The sequence below is a fragment of the Flavobacterium sp. WC2509 genome (genome assembly GCF_052683105.1).
On the sequence record NZ_JBQZFG010000001.1, the window covers coordinates 3,577,813 to 3,594,127 of the forward strand.

The window sequence follows — 16,315 nt, forward strand, 5'->3', positions numbered from 1 at the left end:
TTCTAATTAGTATTTTGAACTGAAATTTGCATAACCTTTTTCAACTCCATTAGCTTCAATTTCAGTTAAAGCTACTACTAATGCCTCAGATAAACCGTTAATTTTTGTTAAATCTTCACCCCAGAATTCTGTGTTAGTTAAAACTTTAGCAACAACTAAATCTAAAGATCCTAGTTGCCAAGCATTTTGAAATGCTTCAACTAACTCAGGTGTATCTTTTACAGGTAATGCTTCGTTATTCCATGTTCCTTTGTAAAATTGGATTAAACAAGCTAATGAAAAAGTCAAATTAGTAGGTAATTTTTTGTTTGCATTATAATATCCTAATAAACTTGGTAAAACTCTTACTTTGAATTTTGAGATAGAATTTAAAGCAATATCAGCCAATGCATGCTTGATAAATGGATTTTTAAAACGATCCATTACTTCTTCGGCATAGGCAGTGATTTCGTTTTTGTCCATTGCAAGGGTTTCGCTAATTTCTCCAATAACGTTGTTTACGAATGGTCCAGTAAAATCTCCGTTAACAGTTTCCATTACTAATTTGTTACCGTGCAAAAGTGAAAAAGGAACCATTGCTGTATGTGCACCGTTTAGAATACGAACTTTTATCATTTTAAAAGGACGGATATCGTCAACAATTTTTACATTCAAATCCGTTTTGTGGAATGGTAACTTTTCTTTTAAAGCATCACCACCTTCGATAGCCCAAAGAAAGAATGGCTCAGCAGCAACAATTAGATTATCTTGATAGTCTAATTTGTTATTGTAGTCTTCGATTTCAGCTCTTGGATATCCAGGAACAATTCTGTCAACCAAAGTACTATGGTATGAACATGCATCTGAAACCCAAGTTTTAAATGCATCTTCTAATTTCCATAAATCAACATATTGTAAAATAATTTTTTTCAGAGTTTCAGAGTTATAATCAATTAATTCGCAAGGAATGATTGTTAAACCTTTAGCAGCATCTCCATTGAAATGTTTGAATCTTTCGTATAACAAAACAGTCAACTTTGCAGGAAATGAAGCTGGTGGCTGCATATCCGGAGTATCAGTTTCAATGAATTCAATTCCAGCTTCTGTAGTATTTGAAACAATAAATTGAAGTTCTTCTTCTTTGGCTAAAGCTAAATAATCTGCAAATTGAGTATATGGATTTATACCTTTTACAATATTAGAAATTAGTTCAATATCTTGTATTTTTTCACCTTTTTTGATCCCATTCATAAACAAAGTGTAAAGACCATCCTGATCATTAATCATGTTTACCATACCGTCTTTCAATGGTTGAACAATTGCAATTCCGGCTTTGAAATCTAATTCTTTATTTAGTTTGTGAAAAGCGTAATCAACGAAAGCTCTTAGGAAATTCCCTTCTCCAAATTGAATTACTTTAATAGGTTGTAATTTCTCTAATCCTAAATTTTTTCTATTTAAATTTTTCATTTTTTCCTTTACTATTTATTTTCCGGCCTTTTTTTATTTTAAACCGTTAATTGTTTTTTACAATAATAAGCGACTAATGTCCTGGAATATCAGTTTTAATCCTTTAATGAGGATTGGGGATCAAATCTTTCCTTCCAGTATTCAATCGCTTATTTAGCTTTTTTGGATTTCAAAATTTCTGAAATCTTCAGATTCTATCTTTAATCAATTAAACTAAAATATTTTATTTTTGTCTAATTTCTTTAATTGTAGCTAATGTGTTTCTAACTTGAGTTTCCAATAGATCTAAATCTTGGTTTTTCAATATTTCGTTTGTAATTAGTTGTGAACCCATACCGACACATACTGCACCAGCATCAAACCAACTTGTTAGATTATCTTTGGCAGTTGTAACTCCTCCTGTAGGCATGATACTTGTCCAAGGGCAAGGTCCTTTTACACCTTTTATGAATTGAGGTCCATAGATTTCACCAGGGAAAAGTTTTACAATTTCACAACCTAATTCTTCTGCTCTTGCAATTTCTGTAAGTGATGCACAACCAGGTGACCATAATACTTTTCTGCGATTACAAGCAATAGCGATGTCTTCTCTAAAAACAGGAGTAACAATAAAATTTGCTCCTAATTGCATATAAAGAGAAGCTGCTGCTGCATCAGTAATAGATCCTACTCCTAGAATCATTCCAGGTAATTCAGCTATTGCATATTTATTAAGTTCACCAAAAATTTCAAAAGCAAAATCTCCTCTACTGGTAAATTCCATTAATCGGGCTCCACCATCATAACATGCTTTAAGTACTTTTTTTGCTAATGAAACATCAGTATGATAAAATAAAGGAACTAATCCTGTTTCTTTCATTACTGCTGCAACTTCAATTCTTGTATATTTTGCCATAATTATTTTATATTTTTTATCTAGATACTAATCCCGAAGAATCACCATCTGCCATGTTTTGTACTTCTTTTAATGTTGCCAAATTGTAATCTCCTGCGATGGTATGTTTTAAACAACAAGCGGCAACTGCAAAGTTTAATGCTTTTTGACTATTAGTCGGATATTCTAACAAACCGTAAATTAATCCTCCCATAAAGGCATCACCACTTCCAACTCGATCAATTACAGGTGTAACTTCTTTTACAGCTCCTTGATATATTGCTTTTCCGTCAAATAATATCCCACCAATTCTTTGATGCGAAGCACTTACGGAATAACGTAATGTAGTGGCAACTGTTTTTAAATTTGGAAGCAAATCAAATAAGGCTGTATATAAAACTGGAAGTGATTTCTCGTCTTGGTAGTTTGGATTTACTTTAGCTTTTCCTAACATGAAATAAGCAGTATCAATATCTCCTAAAATTACGTTGCAGTATTGCAATAATTCAGGCATAACCTCACTTGGGGTTTTTCCATATTGCCATAATTTAGATCTGTAATTTAAGTCACATGATATAGTTAACCCTAATTTATGAGCTATTTTAACAGCTTCTAAACAAGCTTGGGCTGAACTCTCAGATATAGCGGTAGTAATACCACTCCAATGGAACCAGTTAGCACCTTCTAGGACTTTTTCCCAATCAATAGTACCTTTTTCTATTGTTGCCATAGAACTATTTGCTCGGTCGTATACTACGTTACTTCCTCGTGTTCCAGCTCCTGTTTCAAGAAAATAAATACCTAAACGGTCTCCACCATAAACGATGTTGTTGCAATCAACGTTCATTTTTCGCATTTCTCTTAATGCGCATGTTCCAATCTCATTTTCTGGTAATCGTGTTACAAACTCAGCGTTTACACCATAATTTGCTAAAGAAACGGCAACATTAAATTCGCCACCTCCGTAAGTTGCCCCAAATGCTGTGGCTTGACCAAAACGTAAATTTCCTTCTGTTGAAAGGCGTAACATTATTTCTCCGAATGAAACTACTTTATTCATTTTTTTATTTTTTTACCAGTAAAAATTTTTCTTTTCACCATTAAGAGATTAAGGGAATAAAGTTTTGAGCTTAATGAAACCTAATATCTTAATGGTTTATTTTTTATTTAGCCAAAGATTAAAAGATTATAATGATTTTTTATTTTCTTAAAAATAAATCTGCTTAATCTTCTCGCTATCTTTTTTAAATTTTAGCTTAATGAACCTTAATGTCTTAATGGTTCAAAGAAAATTAAAATTTAAAATATTCTTTAGCATTATTATAACTAATATCCGAAACCATTTTTCCAATCCATTCCATGTCATTAGGAAGTTCACCTCTTTTGATTTCATCTCCTAAAAGATTACAAAGAATACGTCTGAAATATTCATGTCTTGGGAAAGATAAGAAGCTTCTTGAATCAGTTAACATTCCGATGAAACAGCTAATTAAACTCATATTTGAAAGAGCATTTAATTGTTTAGTCATTCCATCTTTCTGATCTAAAAACCACCAACCTGAACCAAATTGAACTTTTCCTCTAACACTTCCGTCGTTAAAGTTACCAATCATGGTGGCCATTACTTCGTTATCAGCAGGATTTAAGTTATAAATAATCGTTTTGGTTAATTTGTCTTTACTATCTAAAGAGTTCAAGAAACCAGATAGTTTTTGAGCTTGTGGATAATCTCCAATAGAATCCCATCCAGTGTCAGGGCCTAAAATACTATGCATACGAGCATTATTATTTCTTAATGCTCCTAAGTGAAATTGTTGTACCCATCCAAATTCATGGTAGGTTTCACATAAGTAAACTAAGATAGCACTTTGGAATTTCAAAGCTTCTTCATTAGTCAATGTAGCTTTTTCTCTTTTCTTTTTGAAAATAGCATTTACTTCACTTTCTGTATAAGCTTCAAAATAAATTTGATCTAGACCGTGATCAGAAAGTTTTGAACCGTTTTTAGTGAAATACTCAATTCTATTTCTTAAAGCATCACATAAATCAGTATAAGTGTTGATTGTAATACCCGTTACTTGACCTAAAGTGTCAATATATTCGTTGTAACCATCATTCGAAATTAAAATCGCTTTATCAGGTCTGAATGCAGTACTTACTTTAGTTTTACAATCGCTCACCGCTAATTTTTGGTGCCATTCTAATGTGTCAATTGGATCTTCAGTAGTACAAACGAATTCTGCATTTACTTTTGTAAGCAAGTTTCGTGTACTGTATTCTGGAGAATTTATTTTTGCAGAAGCTTGTTCGTAAATTCTTTCCGCTGATTTTTCGTTTAATAACTCAGTAATATCAAAATAACGAGCTAATTCTAAATGCGTCCAGTGGTACAAAGGATTACGCATTGTATATGGAACAGTTTTAGCCCAATTTAAAAATTTATCTTTATCAGAACCGTCACCTGTAATAAATTTTTCGTTGATTCCCAAAGTACGCATTGCACGCCATTTGTAGTGATCTCCGTTTATCCAAACATTAGTAATATTGTCAAAAATTTTATCTTCGGCAATGAATTGAGGATTTAAGTGATTGTGATAATCAATAATAGGTTGGTTTTTAGAATAACCGTGATACAGTTCTTCTGCAAATTTATTCTCTAATAAAAAATTATCGTGTATGAAACTTGTGCTCATTATAAACTTCTTAAAATATTATTATTCGTTTGATGGTTTTCCAATAGTTGCAAGAATACCACCATCTACGTAAAGGATGTGTCCATTTACAAAATCACTTGCTTTTGAAGACAAGAATACAGCAGCACCTTGTAAATCTTCTGGATCTCCCCAACGATTTGCTGGAGTTCTGCTAATGATAAAATCATTAAATGGATGTCCATCTACTCTAATAGGAGCTGTTTGAGTTGTAGCAAAGTATCCAGGTCCAATTCCATTTGTTTGAATGTTAAATTTAGCCCATTCTGTTGCCATGCTTTTAGTTAACATTTTCAAACCACCTTTTGCAGAAGCATAAGCACTTACAGTATCTCTACCTAATTCGCTCATCATTGAACAAATGTTGATAATTTTTCCTCCAGTTCCACGAGCAATCATTCCTTTAGCAACAGCTTTTGACATGATAAAAGGACTAATTAAATCTACATTGATAACTTCTGCGAAATCTTTCACTTCCATTTCAACGATAGGAGTTCTTTTGATGATACCAGCGTTATTAATTAAAATATCGATTGGACCAACTTCTGCTTCTATTTTTTTAATGTTTTCAATTACAGCAGCTTCATCGGTTACATCAAATATATATCCGTAAGCATCAATTCCTACTGATTTGTATTCAGCAACGGCATTATCTACTGTTTCTCTTGAAGAACGATCGTTTATTACAATTTTTGCACCAGCATGACCAAGTCCTTTTGCCATTGCCATTCCAAGTCCATGAACTGCACCAGTTACTAATGCTGTTTTTCCAGTTAAATCAAAAAGGTTGATTGACATATTTTTTATTTAATAGTTATTAATTATCTTAAATCTGTTATTTTACAAACATCCATATCTCCATAGTCTAAGTTTTCACCCGCCATTCCCCAAATAAAGGTATAGTTACTTGTTCCAGAGCCAGAGTGTATTGACCACGGTGGAGAGATAACAGCTTGATGATTGTTCATCCAAATATGTCTTGTTTCTTGTGGTTGTCCCATAAAGTGACAAACTGCTTGATTTTCTGGAATATCTAAATAGAAATAAACTTCCATTCTACGATCATGAACGTGTGCAGGCATAGTGTTCCAAACACTTCCTGGTCTTAATTCAGTCATACCCATTTGCAATTGGCAAGTAGTAACAACACCACCAATAATCATTTGATTTACGGTACGGTGATTTGCTGTTTCCATTGTCCCTAATTCCAGTTTTTTAGCTTCAGCTAAACTTACTTTTTTAGTTGGATATGTTGTATGAGCTGGAGCAGAATTGATGTAAAATTTTGCAGGATTTTTGCTATCTGCACTTTTGAAAATTACTTCTTTATTTCCACTTCCAATATATAGAGCATCTTTAAAACCTAATTCATAAGTTGTTCCTTCAACAACTACAGAACCGTTTCCTCCAACATTTATAATTCCCATTTCTCTACGTTCTAGGAAATAACCAGCTTTTAATGGATCTATTGTTTCTAATGTTAAATCTTTAACAGGAACAGCCGAACCCGCAATATAACGGTCATAATGAGAATACGTTAAATTGATCTCATCTTCTTTCATTAAATCATCAATTAAGAATTCATCTCTTAATTGTTTAGTGTCATATTGTTTTACTGCTTCTGGGCTAGATGCGTATCTAGAACTGTATTTAGTCATGGTATAAAGTTTAATGTAATCGATTGCACAAAATTATATTTTTAAATTTAGAAAACATAATTCAAATCAAATTTTATTTGTTTATAAATTATAATTCTACTTTTTTCATTTTCGGGACCAAAATATGCATGATGAGCCAAGCTGATAAATAAGCAGCTCCGCAAATACAAAACATAATAAAATAACCAGTTTCTATTTTTCCAATTTTAGTATAGTAAACAAACATATTTTTTTGGACGAGCAAAGTTAACAAAATTCCGCCAAATGCACCGAACATTCCGCCAATTCCTGTCACTGATGCTGTCGTATTTTTTGGAAACATATCAGATACTGTTGTAAAGATGTTTGCACTCCAAGCTTGATGTGCAGAAACTGCTAAACCAATAACTAAAATTGCCCACCACATGTTGATTGCTCCTAAGTGTTGAGAAAATAAAACTGGTAAAACGGCAAATGCATAAATTAACATACTTGTTTTACGAGCTTTGTAAGCTGGCCAATTTTTATTAATTAATTTTAATGGTAACCATCCTCCACCAATACTTCCTATACTTCCAATAACATAAACCAATGCGCATGGCCAAATAATTCCAGTTGCAGTAAGTTTGTATTGTTTCATTAAGAAATCTGGCAACCAGAATAAATAAAACCACCAGACAGGATCGGTTAAAAATTTACCAATAGCAAATGCCCAAGTTTGACGAAAAGAAAGTAATTTGAACCAAGATACTTTTTCAGTATTCTCATTTTTTGCTACTTCAATTTTATCAGAATTAATATAATCGAGTTCAGCCTGCGATAAACGTTTTTGTTTTTGGGGTACTTCATAATATATAAACCACAAAAATAGCCATATAAAACCAATAATTCCAGTTGCTATAAATGCCCATTGCCAACCATAGTTTTCAGCAATAAAAGGTACAGATAAAGGAACGATTATTGCTCCAATATTACTTCCAGAGTTAAAAATTCCAGTCGCCAATGCTCGTTCTTTTTGTGGAAACCATTCGGCTGTAGCTTTGATTGCTGCTGGGAAATTTCCAGCTTCAGTAATTCCCAAAAATACACGCGCAATTAAAAAACCTCCAGTACCAGTTGCAAAAGCATGTCCTATGGCTGCTAAACTCCATAAACCTGTCGCAATTGCATAACCTAATTTAGTACCTAATTTATCTATGAATCCTCCTGCCATTAGCATTCCTAATGCATAAGCAATTTTAAAAGCTAATTCAATATTCGAATAATCTATTACTTCTTGTTCAGGTGACCAATGAAAAGCTTCCGCTAAAAATGGTCTTAAGTAACTTATTACATTTCTGTCTAAATAATTTACTGTCGTAGCAAAAAAAACTAAACTGCATATTGTCCAACGATATTTTCCTATCGCAGCATTGGTTTGGTTCATAAATTACAAATTTGGTTAGGTTAGTAATTATGTAGGTTTTTTTATAGATCTGTAATAGGGCTATATTTAGGTACTAATGATTTCATTACAACCCATCCTATTAAATAACAAACAGCACAGATAGAAAAAATGATAAAATAGCCGGCTTCAATTCCTTTAAAGCCCATAAAAACCATTTCGCTTTCTTTGCTATAGTCAAATAACATTCCGGAACCTTTATTGATTATTGTAGATCCAATACCTCCAGCTAATCCACCAATACCTGTAATAGTAGCGATTGCTTTTTTAGGAAACATATCACCAACTGTAGTGAAAATATTTGCTGACCAAGCTTGGTGTGCAGCTCCTGCAATACCAATTATTATAACTGGTAACCAATAAGAAATGTGTCCTAACGGTTGTGCAACTAATGCTAATAAAGGGAAAAATGCAAAAATCAACATTGATTTCATTCGACCTTCATAAGGATTCATTCCTTTTTTATCCACAAAGTAAGTTGGTAACCAACCTCCAATTATTGAAAGTAAAGTAATTGCATATAATACAAATAAAGGGAAGGCAGCTTCTGTAGAGTCCATTTCGTAAACTGAACTTAGATAGGCAGGTGTCCAGAACAAGAAGAACCACCACACACCATCTGTCATAAATTTTCCAAAAGCAAAAGCCCATGTTTGTTTGTATTTAAAACAATCAATCAGTGATACCTTAGTAGTAGTTTCTGCAACATAACCTGCTAATTTACTATCAGCAACATCATCTTGGCGTATATATTCTAATTCAGCAGCATTTACTTTTGGATGTCTTTCAGGTTTGTCATACATAAATGTCCAGAATCCCATCCAAACAAAACCAAGGGCACCAATGATAATAAAAGCCATTTCCCATCCAAATGCTTTTGCAATAAATGGAATAGTTATTGGTGCAGCTAATGCTCCAACTGTAGCTCCTGCATTAAAAATACTTGTTGCAAACGCTCTGTCCTTTTTAGGGAAATATTCAGCTGTAGTTTTAATAGCAGCAGGAAAGTTTCCAGCCTCACCCACAGCTAGTACGAAACGAGCAAAGATAAACAAAGTAACACTTACGTTAATTACCAAGGCAGTATCATTTACAGTGTGAATTGCTTCTTTAGCTCCTTCAAAACCAACAAACCAATTGCCTGTAATTACTCCTGATGTTGCGATTCCTGCAAAAGCATGTAAACATGCTCCTATAGACCATATTCCAATTGCCCATAGAAAGCCCTTTTTGGTATCCATCCAGTCTACAAATTTACCTGCAAACAATAAAGAAACTGCATAAAAAATTGAAAATAAAGCGGTAATATTTCCGTAATCATTATTAGTCCAGTGAAATTCTGGAGCAATAAAATCATTCCATGTTAACGAAAGTACCTGTCTGTCTAAGTAGTTAATTGTTGTTGCAAAAAAAAGTAATCCGCAAATTGACCATCTGTATTTTCCTATGCTTTTATTGTCCATTTATTGTTTCTGTTTAAAATTTTATAGGTTTAATTTAATTGTAATTATTAATGCAATCGATTACACAAAAATAACTTTAATTTTTGTATATACAATTTATTAACTCGTTTTTTTTTAATATAATAATAAAGAATGCCTTTTTTTGTCGCAAAGATATAATTTGCTTGATTGTATGTGGTTATTTAGTTTGTAAATATAATCAATTACACAAAAAAGTAAAATTTTGTTTTTTTTTTATGATTTCCTATTTTTGAAATTAACTCGTTGAACAGATTAGTCATGGAAGCGATTTTTACAGCAAAATTAAAATTTGATGAGGCCATTTTGTTGAAATTAAAATCACATAATTAACGGCTAAGTTGCTTATAATGATGAAAAAATTAAAAAATATTAAATGTTAATTCAACATGATTGTAACGGCATCGTTTGCTTTTTTTCTTTAAAAAAAAGTCAAAGATATTGGGAAGACAGATGTGTAAGTTGATTATAATGCTTCTAAAAAAAAATATAGAATTGAGTTTAAAAATGATATAAATCTTTTAAAAGAAACTCGCCTTTTGTTTTTTTCTCTTTTAATTTTTTTACAATTTTCAAAAAGGCAATAGCAGTAATATAAGCATCCCCCATTGCGGTATGCCGGTCTTTTTTGGAAATATCAAATTTATCAGCAAGATCATCTAGTGCGTAATGATCTTTATATTCCAATAAATTAGATCTAATCAATGTTTTTTTATAAAGAAATGCCGTATCCAATGTTTTGTTAGTTAATAACGGAAGTCCATTTCGCTCCAACGCACGATTAATCATGGTTATATCAAATATGGTATGATGGGCAATTATGATTGAATCACCAAGAAAAATTAAAAACTGTTGCAAAACTTCTAATTCGCTGGGTTTGCTCATAACCAAGTCTCTTAAGATTCCATGTATTTGAACACTTTTTTTATCGTAGTGTTCCTGATGTATGTACATTTCAAAACTTTCAGAGATGGAAATGATACCATTTTGCAAAGTAATCGCGCCTATGCAAAGCATTCGATCATTGTCATAATCAAAACCAGTGGTTTCGGTGTCTAAAACTACAAAACGTGTGCTTTCAACACTGTAAAGGAGTGCTTCGTCAATTGGTTTTTTAGATATTTTTAAAAAATCAAATAGTTCGGTTTTCCATTTTTCAAAAAAGTTCGTCATTACAATATATTTGATGGATTAAATCGAATAGAGATAATTTCTTGTAGTTCTTTAATGGTTTTAAAAGTACTTTTTAATTTGATTTTTTCTAATTTGGTAAGATGCTCTAAGGCGATATATTGTCCGGAATCATTATGCAGAAGTCCTTGTTTGGTTCTGAATTTTAAAAGCGCTTTATAGGAATAGGCACAGGATAAATACAATTCTTTATTTTGAGGTTCCAGTTCGGCTAATTTCTCAAAACGTTCAGGAGTGTTGCTGATTGATTTTACCGCATGGGATAAAATTAAAACCCTAGCAGCATCACTCAATGGCATTAAAGCTCTTCTTTTTATATCGAAAAAATCTTTATTTGCGCCATCTTGTTCTAATAAAAATTGTCTAAAAAATCCAGTAGGGGAAGGGCTTTGCAAAGCACCGCTCACTAAATGAAGGTAAAATACGGGATTTGCTTTTATGTCTTCTAAAATAAAATCTGAAAGTTTGTTGACAAGTTCGCTATCGCCATAAGAGAGGCTATGATCAAAAAATATAAAAGACAATAGTACTTCATCTTTTCCTGTATTTGTGATCCAATGGTGTACTAATTTTTTCCATTCGTCCAGACTCAAACACCATTTTGGGTTTGATGCCATCATTTCGGCAGGGCAATATTCGTATCCAATTTCAAATAATCCTTTGTTGACATGAGTAGCCAATTCTAAGAAGTATTTTTTAGTCTTTTCTTTTAATTCTTCGGCAACATCTTCATAGACCAAAGCATTGTCTTGATCGGTCTGCAATAACTGTTCGCTTCTGCCTTGACTTCCCATGGCTAGCCAGCCAAATTTTACTGGCGGTGGAGTACTCATTTTTTTCAGCGCTATAGAAATAACCTGCTGAATGCAGACATCATTTAACTCGGTAATAATTTTTGATGTTAGTGTTATTGGTATGTTTTGGTCCAAATAGCCTTGCAGTAACTGCATGATGCTAGCTCGTATTGGTTTTATATCCTTGTACTTTTTGGCTCTTTTAACTGCTTTTATCAATACCGCTGGATTGTTACCTAGCGATACCATCACGTCATGTTTAGAAAGAATACCAACGGCTTTGGTATTTGGTGTACCGTCTTTAGTAAGGCATATATGGCTGATGTTACTTTTCATCATCGCCATTTGCGCTTGTGTAGTAGTTAATTTTTTAGGATAAGTAATAACTGGACTAGTCATGATTGCGGATGCCGCAGAAGTAATGGGATATTCGCCGGTAACAATTTTATCCCGTAGATCTTTATCGGTAATAATGCCAATAGGAAGTTTATCTTCAACGACAAGTATGGCGCCTACATTTTTTTTTGTCATCATTTGAGCAATCTCTTTGGCAGTGGTTGTTGATGAACAGGTAATGATTTTTTTAGAATATTTTACAGGATGAATATCCAATATTTGAGTATCATTTTCCAAAAGATCACCAGCTAAGGTTTCGCCATACAATTTTCCTCTATAGCTTTCAGAATAGGGGTTATTCGTATTGGAAGCAAAACTTTGAATTAAAAACCCCCCAACATTTTTATTTACTAAAGCGTATGGCTTGAAAATAGCTATAGGTATCGCATAAAGAATGGTTTCTTCATAAGCTCGAGCTTCCATTTTGTAATTTTCATTAGCTAGAAGAGGTCTTAATCCGAAGATATCACCTTCATCGCACATATCAATAGTGTCGTTTTTTAGGCCTTTTCTAAGTACAACGGCACCTTTATGTACTACGTAAAAGGAGTCATGAGTTTCTTCATTTTCGGCAAAAATAACACTGTCTTTTTCTTTGTAAATTATAGAAATTTGTTCCGAAAGTACTTCAATGTCATTTTGATTTAAAAAAGTAAAAGGAGGGAAGTTCTTCAGGAAATCAGCAACTCTATGTGAGATAGTATTTTTCATCTGGTGAGGATAATGTTTTTAGAACTAAAATATATTATAAAAAAAACACAGCTACTTTTCGGTAACTGTGTCTTTAGTAATTGTTTTTTCAAATGCTTTTGATGCTAATGTAGAAGAATATAAAGAAACACAAAACGGAGTTATGTACGTCAATACGATTCTTAAAACATTTCTAAACGTAAAATTGCTTTCCCATATCACGTCATAACTGTTAATTGTATTCAAAATAGTTCCCACTACAACAGCAATAATCAATGCGTTTTTTATGTTTTTTGAAAGCATATTATTTCTTTTTAGTCACTCTCATGTTTATTATTTCTACAAATAAAGAGAACGAAATTGCAAAATATAAATATCCTTTTGGAACAGGAGTTACATGACTTCCAAAAATAAGAGCGTTTGCCAAATGTGCACTTTCTGTCAATAACATGAATCCAATTAAAATCAAAAAGGATAATCCTAATATTTGAATAGAAGGGTGTTTATTTACAAAATTCCCAACAGGAACAGCAAACTGCATCATAATTAAAACCGAAATTATCACAGCTGTAATCATGATAACCAAAGCACCTTCAACCCCGTTAGTCATTCCTACTGCGGTCAAAATACTATCAAAAGAGAAAACCAAGTCAATCATTATAATTTGAAGAATAACACTCTGGAAAGATTTTGCTGCTGCTTTACCCAATTCCTTTTCCTCATGGCCTTTTTCGTCTACTTTCTCCCGAATTTCATTGGTGCTTTTGTAAATCAAGAACAATCCACCTAATAATAAAATTATACTTTGTCCTGTAACTCCAGCTTGCAACCAACTCCAATCAATGGTGAACCAAGGTTTCTTCATTTGAGTCAAAAAATTAATCCCAAACAATAACGCTATTCGCATGAACATCGCTAAAAACATACCTAATTTGGTGGCCTTTTTGCGGTCTTCAATAGCTAATTTTCCAGTTGCGATAGAGATAAAAATGATGTTGTCAATCCCTAAAACAATTTCTAAAAAAGTCAATGTTAATAAGGCAATCCACGCATCTGGGTTCAAAAATACTTCCATTTTATATTATTATGGGGTTTAAAATTATGAGTTTATGTAATCTGAAATCTTTATTGTTTAATCTGAAATTTTCGTTACCGTTCCTTTTTGCTTCGAATCGTTGCCTACCATCCCAAATTCAAAGGTATAGGAATTTTTTGAAGTTGTCAAGATTTTCATGTCGATTGCCTTCTCTTCCGCCTTATTTTTCGGGTGTTTTTTCTGCAAAACGTATTCGCAGTCATTTACCCAACGAACCGTTGAAGTATCAGTTTTGCCTTCAAAAGTCTCAATTTCAATACTGTCATTGCGCTCAAATACAGTTGTTTTTTTTACGCCATCAATTTCATATTCAAATTTAAATTTTCCAGTTTTGAAATCTTTACAATTGCGTTCGACATCATAGCAAGATAATAGCGATAGTAGTGGGAGGAGTACGATTATTTTTTTCATTTTTTTGGTTTTATATTTTTATTAGTGCCTAATCCAGCTTTTCGTTGCAACTCCTCGGTCTATCCCTTTTTTTTCTAATGCCACAAAAGGAGCTTCCTTTGGTCGCTCTTTTGTGGCAAGAAAAAATAAGGTTTAGCCCTGTGGGGTTTTCACTTCCATCTGGGGCAAGTAGTATTCATTAAGATTGATATTACTTATTGTCATTGTAATTACCATTGAATTTTGCCTTTATTTCAATCTTCTAAATTCTTCTTCTGTGAAATTTTTAATTGATTTCTCCTGTGCAAATTTATCAGCATTATAGTTAGTCGATTTATTTTTAGGAATTGATAAACTATTCCAATCGTTCTTTTTTAATTGTTTGGCATAAAAAACAATTTGCCCAACATGATATGGATAATGCGCCAGTTGTCTGTTAATGGCTTCGATAACCGTATGACCTTCATTCCTGATATAAATAATCTCAGAAAGTTGTTCTGGTTGTAAACTCTCTAAAGCTTCCAAAAAACAATTCCACCCTTCATTCCAAGTAGCCAATACTTGGTCTTTTGTTGCCAAGTTATTTTCAAATTCACCATCCCGATTTCTCGTTTCTTTCTCTCCATCTGTAGTAAGGAAATCTGTCCAGCGCGACAGCATATTCCCTGAAAGGTGTTTTACGATCACGGCAATGCTGTTGGTGTCTTCGTTGATAGATACAAAAAGCTGTTCTGGTTCCAGTTGCTCCATTGCTTTTTCTCCCAACATTTTATAGTAGAGAAATTGCTTTTTTACGCTTTCAAGGTAGGATGTTGTTGCGTTCATGATTACTCAATTTTTATGTCGTATTTATCCAAAAGCCCTGAGATTCCCTGACTGGAAAATTTTGCTTTTTTCATTGGGTTGAATTCGGGATCTATTTTGTAATTGTAAGCTGTTGTAAAATCAACGCCTGCCAAAAGTGTATCGTTAAAAATGGCATTATCCAGATTACAGTTCCCAAATACTGATTGGGTCAAATTAGTTCCTATAAAAGTAACTTCTTTCATCGAACACGAATTGAATTTGGTCTTTGGCATTTTTTTATTCGCAAAAGAACTATAGTCCAAAATGCAGTCTTGAAATTGCACATTGAACAAAAAATCCTGACACGATTGAAATTGAATTCCCATTAGTTTGCAGTTTTTGAAGAGAACAGTCTTCAGGCTAGTTCCGCCTAGTTGTGTCATCGATAAATTACATTCTATGAATTCACAATCCATAAAACTATTATTCGAAAAATCACTATTCGAAAAATCGCAGTTCTTAAAAACGCAATCTTCAAATTCACGATTGTTAATCTTCTTACCGATATAGGTTACTTTTTCAAATGTTTTTTGAATGTGTATCAGGTCTTCCATGGGAGTTTTTTGGATTTACGTGCATTATGTCTCACACGGAGTATTTGAATAGAACTAACTGTAATTCGATAAGAAATACTATAGTTGTATATATTATAAACTCTAAAGCTACCGTCATTATTGAATTTTTGAACGTCAAGCTTATAAATTTCTGGACTGGTTTTTAGGATTTCAGTGCTTTCAAAAATGGTGTGAATTACTTTATCGGCAATATGAAGTGATTTACTTTCGAAAAAAATAAAAAAGTGAATATCTTCCAGTTGTAATAAAGCATCATTGGACCAGATTATTTTCTTCCCCATTTTTTTGATATCGATTTTGCTTCTTCTTCTGTATGAAAATTTCCTTTTTTAATACTTTCTAATGCATTTTCAATATCGATATTGTATTCAGCAATTGTAGTTTCTGATGTTGAATTGATAGACTGCAATAGATGTTTCATCTTTTCAATAAAAGAAGGGTCTTTTACTTTGTCGATTTCTTGATGAATCCAATTTATTTCCGCTTTAATGTCCATAATTGCAATTTTTGTAAAGATACAAATTAGTCGTTAAATATGCCTTTCATTATTGTTTTTAATCCCACAAACATTAAATACATAGAAGCTAAACAAGCAATAATTCCTATGGCTAAAACCAAATAATGCCAATCGGTGTGTTGGTTCATAAACGCATTATAAATCACGGTTGGGCCAATAAACATTAGAGGTAAGGCTCCAGTTAAATATTTAATTCCCTTTGCTAATAATTCTTTGTTTGCCAT

General features: G+C 32.7%; 18 protein-coding genes. All 18 read right to left on the reverse strand.

Annotated elements, in window-relative coordinates; genetic code table 11:
* Positions 1 to 6: 6 nt before the first annotated feature.
* The 18 genes from ACUN3A_RS14950 to ACUN3A_RS15035 all read right to left on the reverse strand — a co-directional run bounded on the left by ACUN3A_RS14950 (position 7) and on the right by ACUN3A_RS15035 (position 16,315).
* Positions 7 to 1,449 carry a tagaturonate reductase gene (locus ACUN3A_RS14950; protein ID WP_445552081.1) on the reverse strand — a complete coding sequence of 481 codons (1,443 nt, stop codon included), beginning with the start codon at positions 1,447 to 1,449 and terminating at the stop codon, positions 7 to 9.
* A gap of 223 nt (positions 1,450 to 1,672) precedes the next feature.
* Positions 1,673 to 2,344 (reverse strand): bifunctional 4-hydroxy-2-oxoglutarate aldolase/2-dehydro-3-deoxy-phosphogluconate aldolase, encoded by a 672-nt coding sequence (locus ACUN3A_RS14955; protein ID WP_445552082.1) that lies wholly within the window; start codon positions 2,342 to 2,344, stop codon positions 1,673 to 1,675.
* Positions 2,345 to 2,360: 16 nt separating this feature from the next.
* Positions 2,361 to 3,383, reverse strand: coding sequence for a PfkB family carbohydrate kinase (locus tag ACUN3A_RS14960; RefSeq protein ID WP_445552083.1), 1,023 nt, complete (start codon positions 3,381 to 3,383; stop codon positions 2,361 to 2,363).
* A gap of 232 nt (positions 3,384 to 3,615) precedes the next feature.
* Positions 3,616 to 5,016: a glucuronate isomerase gene (uxaC, locus tag ACUN3A_RS14965; protein WP_445552084.1), complete on the reverse strand. Its 1,401-nt coding sequence runs from the start codon at positions 5,014 to 5,016 to the stop codon at positions 3,616 to 3,618.
* Between the two features lie 21 nt (positions 5,017 to 5,037).
* On the reverse strand, positions 5,038 to 5,832 hold the full coding sequence (locus ACUN3A_RS14970) for a gluconate 5-dehydrogenase (protein ID WP_445552085.1): 795 nt from the start codon (positions 5,830 to 5,832) through the stop codon (positions 5,038 to 5,040).
* A 23-nt stretch (positions 5,833 to 5,855) separates the two neighbouring features.
* A complete protein-coding gene (kduI, locus tag ACUN3A_RS14975) occupies positions 5,856 to 6,692 on the reverse strand; it encodes a 5-dehydro-4-deoxy-D-glucuronate isomerase (RefSeq protein WP_445552086.1) in 837 nt (278 codons plus the stop codon).
* Between the two features lie 88 nt (positions 6,693 to 6,780).
* A complete protein-coding gene (locus ACUN3A_RS14980) occupies positions 6,781 to 8,097 on the reverse strand; it encodes an MFS transporter (RefSeq protein WP_445552087.1) in 1,317 nt (438 codons plus the stop codon).
* A 41-nt stretch (positions 8,098 to 8,138) separates the two neighbouring features.
* Positions 8,139 to 9,578 carry an MFS transporter gene (locus tag ACUN3A_RS14985; RefSeq protein WP_445552088.1) on the reverse strand — a complete coding sequence of 480 codons (1,440 nt, stop codon included), beginning with the start codon at positions 9,576 to 9,578 and terminating at the stop codon, positions 8,139 to 8,141.
* 519 nt (positions 9,579 to 10,097) lie between these two features.
* On the reverse strand, positions 10,098 to 10,769 hold the full coding sequence (locus ACUN3A_RS14990) for a 3'-5' exonuclease (RefSeq protein ID WP_445552089.1): 672 nt from the start codon (positions 10,767 to 10,769) through the stop codon (positions 10,098 to 10,100).
* Positions 10,769 to 12,688 carry a DUF294 nucleotidyltransferase-like domain-containing protein gene (locus ACUN3A_RS14995; RefSeq protein WP_445552090.1) on the reverse strand — a complete coding sequence of 640 codons (1,920 nt, stop codon included), beginning with the start codon at positions 12,686 to 12,688 and terminating at the stop codon, positions 10,769 to 10,771. Before ACUN3A_RS14995 ends, ACUN3A_RS14990 begins: the two co-directional genes overlap by 1 nt.
* 51 nt (positions 12,689 to 12,739) lie before the next feature.
* A complete protein-coding gene (gene nrtS, locus ACUN3A_RS15000) occupies positions 12,740 to 12,970 on the reverse strand; it encodes a nitrate/nitrite transporter NrtS (protein ID WP_445552091.1) in 231 nt (76 codons plus the stop codon).
* A 1-nt stretch (position 12,971) separates the two neighbouring features.
* Positions 12,972 to 13,742 carry a TerC family protein gene (locus ACUN3A_RS15005; RefSeq protein WP_445552092.1) on the reverse strand — a complete coding sequence of 257 codons (771 nt, stop codon included), beginning with the start codon at positions 13,740 to 13,742 and terminating at the stop codon, positions 12,972 to 12,974.
* A 57-nt stretch (positions 13,743 to 13,799) separates the two neighbouring features.
* Positions 13,800 to 14,174 carry a DNA topoisomerase IV gene (locus tag ACUN3A_RS15010; RefSeq protein WP_445552093.1) on the reverse strand — a complete coding sequence of 125 codons (375 nt, stop codon included), beginning with the start codon at positions 14,172 to 14,174 and terminating at the stop codon, positions 13,800 to 13,802.
* 228 nt (positions 14,175 to 14,402) lie between these two features.
* Complete coding sequence (locus ACUN3A_RS15015; RefSeq protein ID WP_445552094.1) at positions 14,403 to 14,978, reverse strand: DUF1572 family protein; 576 nt, start codon at positions 14,976 to 14,978, stop codon at positions 14,403 to 14,405.
* A gap of 2 nt (positions 14,979 to 14,980) precedes the next feature.
* On the reverse strand, positions 14,981 to 15,553 hold the full coding sequence (locus ACUN3A_RS15020) for a pentapeptide repeat-containing protein (protein WP_445552095.1): 573 nt from the start codon (positions 15,551 to 15,553) through the stop codon (positions 14,981 to 14,983).
* Entirely contained in the window at positions 15,541 to 15,855 is a 315-nt protein-coding gene (locus ACUN3A_RS15025; RefSeq protein WP_445552096.1) for a type II toxin-antitoxin system RelE/ParE family toxin, read from the reverse strand. Before ACUN3A_RS15025 ends, ACUN3A_RS15020 begins: the two co-directional genes overlap by 13 nt.
* Positions 15,840 to 16,070, reverse strand: a complete 231-nt coding sequence (locus tag ACUN3A_RS15030) for a hypothetical protein (protein WP_445552097.1) — start codon at positions 16,068 to 16,070, stop codon at positions 15,840 to 15,842. The genes ACUN3A_RS15025 and ACUN3A_RS15030 overlap by 16 nt, the downstream gene beginning before the upstream one ends.
* A gap of 26 nt (positions 16,071 to 16,096) precedes the next feature.
* Positions 16,097 to 16,315: a DUF6095 family protein gene (locus ACUN3A_RS15035; RefSeq protein ID WP_445552098.1), complete on the reverse strand. Its 219-nt coding sequence runs from the start codon at positions 16,313 to 16,315 to the stop codon at positions 16,097 to 16,099.

Excerpts from the sequence above, each read along its gene's own strand:
- ACUN3A_RS15010 (WP_445552093.1), bottom strand. The coding sequence starts at position 14,174 with ATGAAAAAAATAATCGTACTCCTCCCACTACTATCGCTATTATCTTGC.
- ACUN3A_RS15035 (WP_445552098.1), bottom strand. The coding sequence starts at position 16,315 with ATGGCAAACAAAGAATTATTAGCAAAGGGAATTAAATATTTAACTGGA.
- ACUN3A_RS15030 (WP_445552097.1), bottom strand. The coding sequence starts at position 16,070 with ATGGACATTAAAGCGGAAATAAATTGGATTCATCAAGAAATCGACAAA.
- ACUN3A_RS14960 (WP_445552083.1), bottom strand. The coding sequence starts at position 3,383 with ATGAATAAAGTAGTTTCATTCGGAGAAATAATGTTACGCCTTTCAACA.
- ACUN3A_RS15025 (WP_445552096.1), bottom strand. The coding sequence starts at position 15,855 with ATGGGGAAGAAAATAATCTGGTCCAATGATGCTTTATTACAACTGGAA.
- ACUN3A_RS14955 (WP_445552082.1), bottom strand. The coding sequence starts at position 2,344 with ATGGCAAAATATACAAGAATTGAAGTTGCAGCAGTAATGAAAGAAACA.
- ACUN3A_RS15015 (WP_445552094.1), bottom strand. The coding sequence starts at position 14,978 with ATGAACGCAACAACATCCTACCTTGAAAGCGTAAAAAAGCAATTTCTC.
- ACUN3A_RS14980 (WP_445552087.1), bottom strand. The coding sequence starts at position 8,097 with ATGAACCAAACCAATGCTGCGATAGGAAAATATCGTTGGACAATATGC.
- nrtS (WP_445552091.1), bottom strand. The coding sequence starts at position 12,970 with ATGCTTTCAAAAAACATAAAAAACGCATTGATTATTGCTGTTGTAGTG.
- ACUN3A_RS15020 (WP_445552095.1), bottom strand. The coding sequence starts at position 15,553 with ATGGAAGACCTGATACACATTCAAAAAACATTTGAAAAAGTAACCTAT.
- kduI (WP_445552086.1), bottom strand. The coding sequence starts at position 6,692 with ATGACTAAATACAGTTCTAGATACGCATCTAGCCCAGAAGCAGTAAAA.
- uxaC (WP_445552084.1), bottom strand. The coding sequence starts at position 5,016 with ATGAGCACAAGTTTCATACACGATAATTTTTTATTAGAGAATAAATTT.
- ACUN3A_RS14990 (WP_445552089.1), bottom strand. The coding sequence starts at position 10,769 with ATGACGAACTTTTTTGAAAAATGGAAAACCGAACTATTTGATTTTTTA.
- ACUN3A_RS14970 (WP_445552085.1), bottom strand. The coding sequence starts at position 5,832 with ATGTCAATCAACCTTTTTGATTTAACTGGAAAAACAGCATTAGTAACT.
- ACUN3A_RS14950 (WP_445552081.1), bottom strand. The coding sequence starts at position 1,449 with ATGAAAAATTTAAATAGAAAAAATTTAGGATTAGAGAAATTACAACCT.
- ACUN3A_RS14995 (WP_445552090.1), bottom strand. The coding sequence starts at position 12,688 with ATGAAAAATACTATCTCACATAGAGTTGCTGATTTCCTGAAGAACTTC.
- ACUN3A_RS14985 (WP_445552088.1), bottom strand. The coding sequence starts at position 9,578 with ATGGACAATAAAAGCATAGGAAAATACAGATGGTCAATTTGCGGATTA.
- ACUN3A_RS15005 (WP_445552092.1), bottom strand. The coding sequence starts at position 13,742 with ATGGAAGTATTTTTGAACCCAGATGCGTGGATTGCCTTATTAACATTG.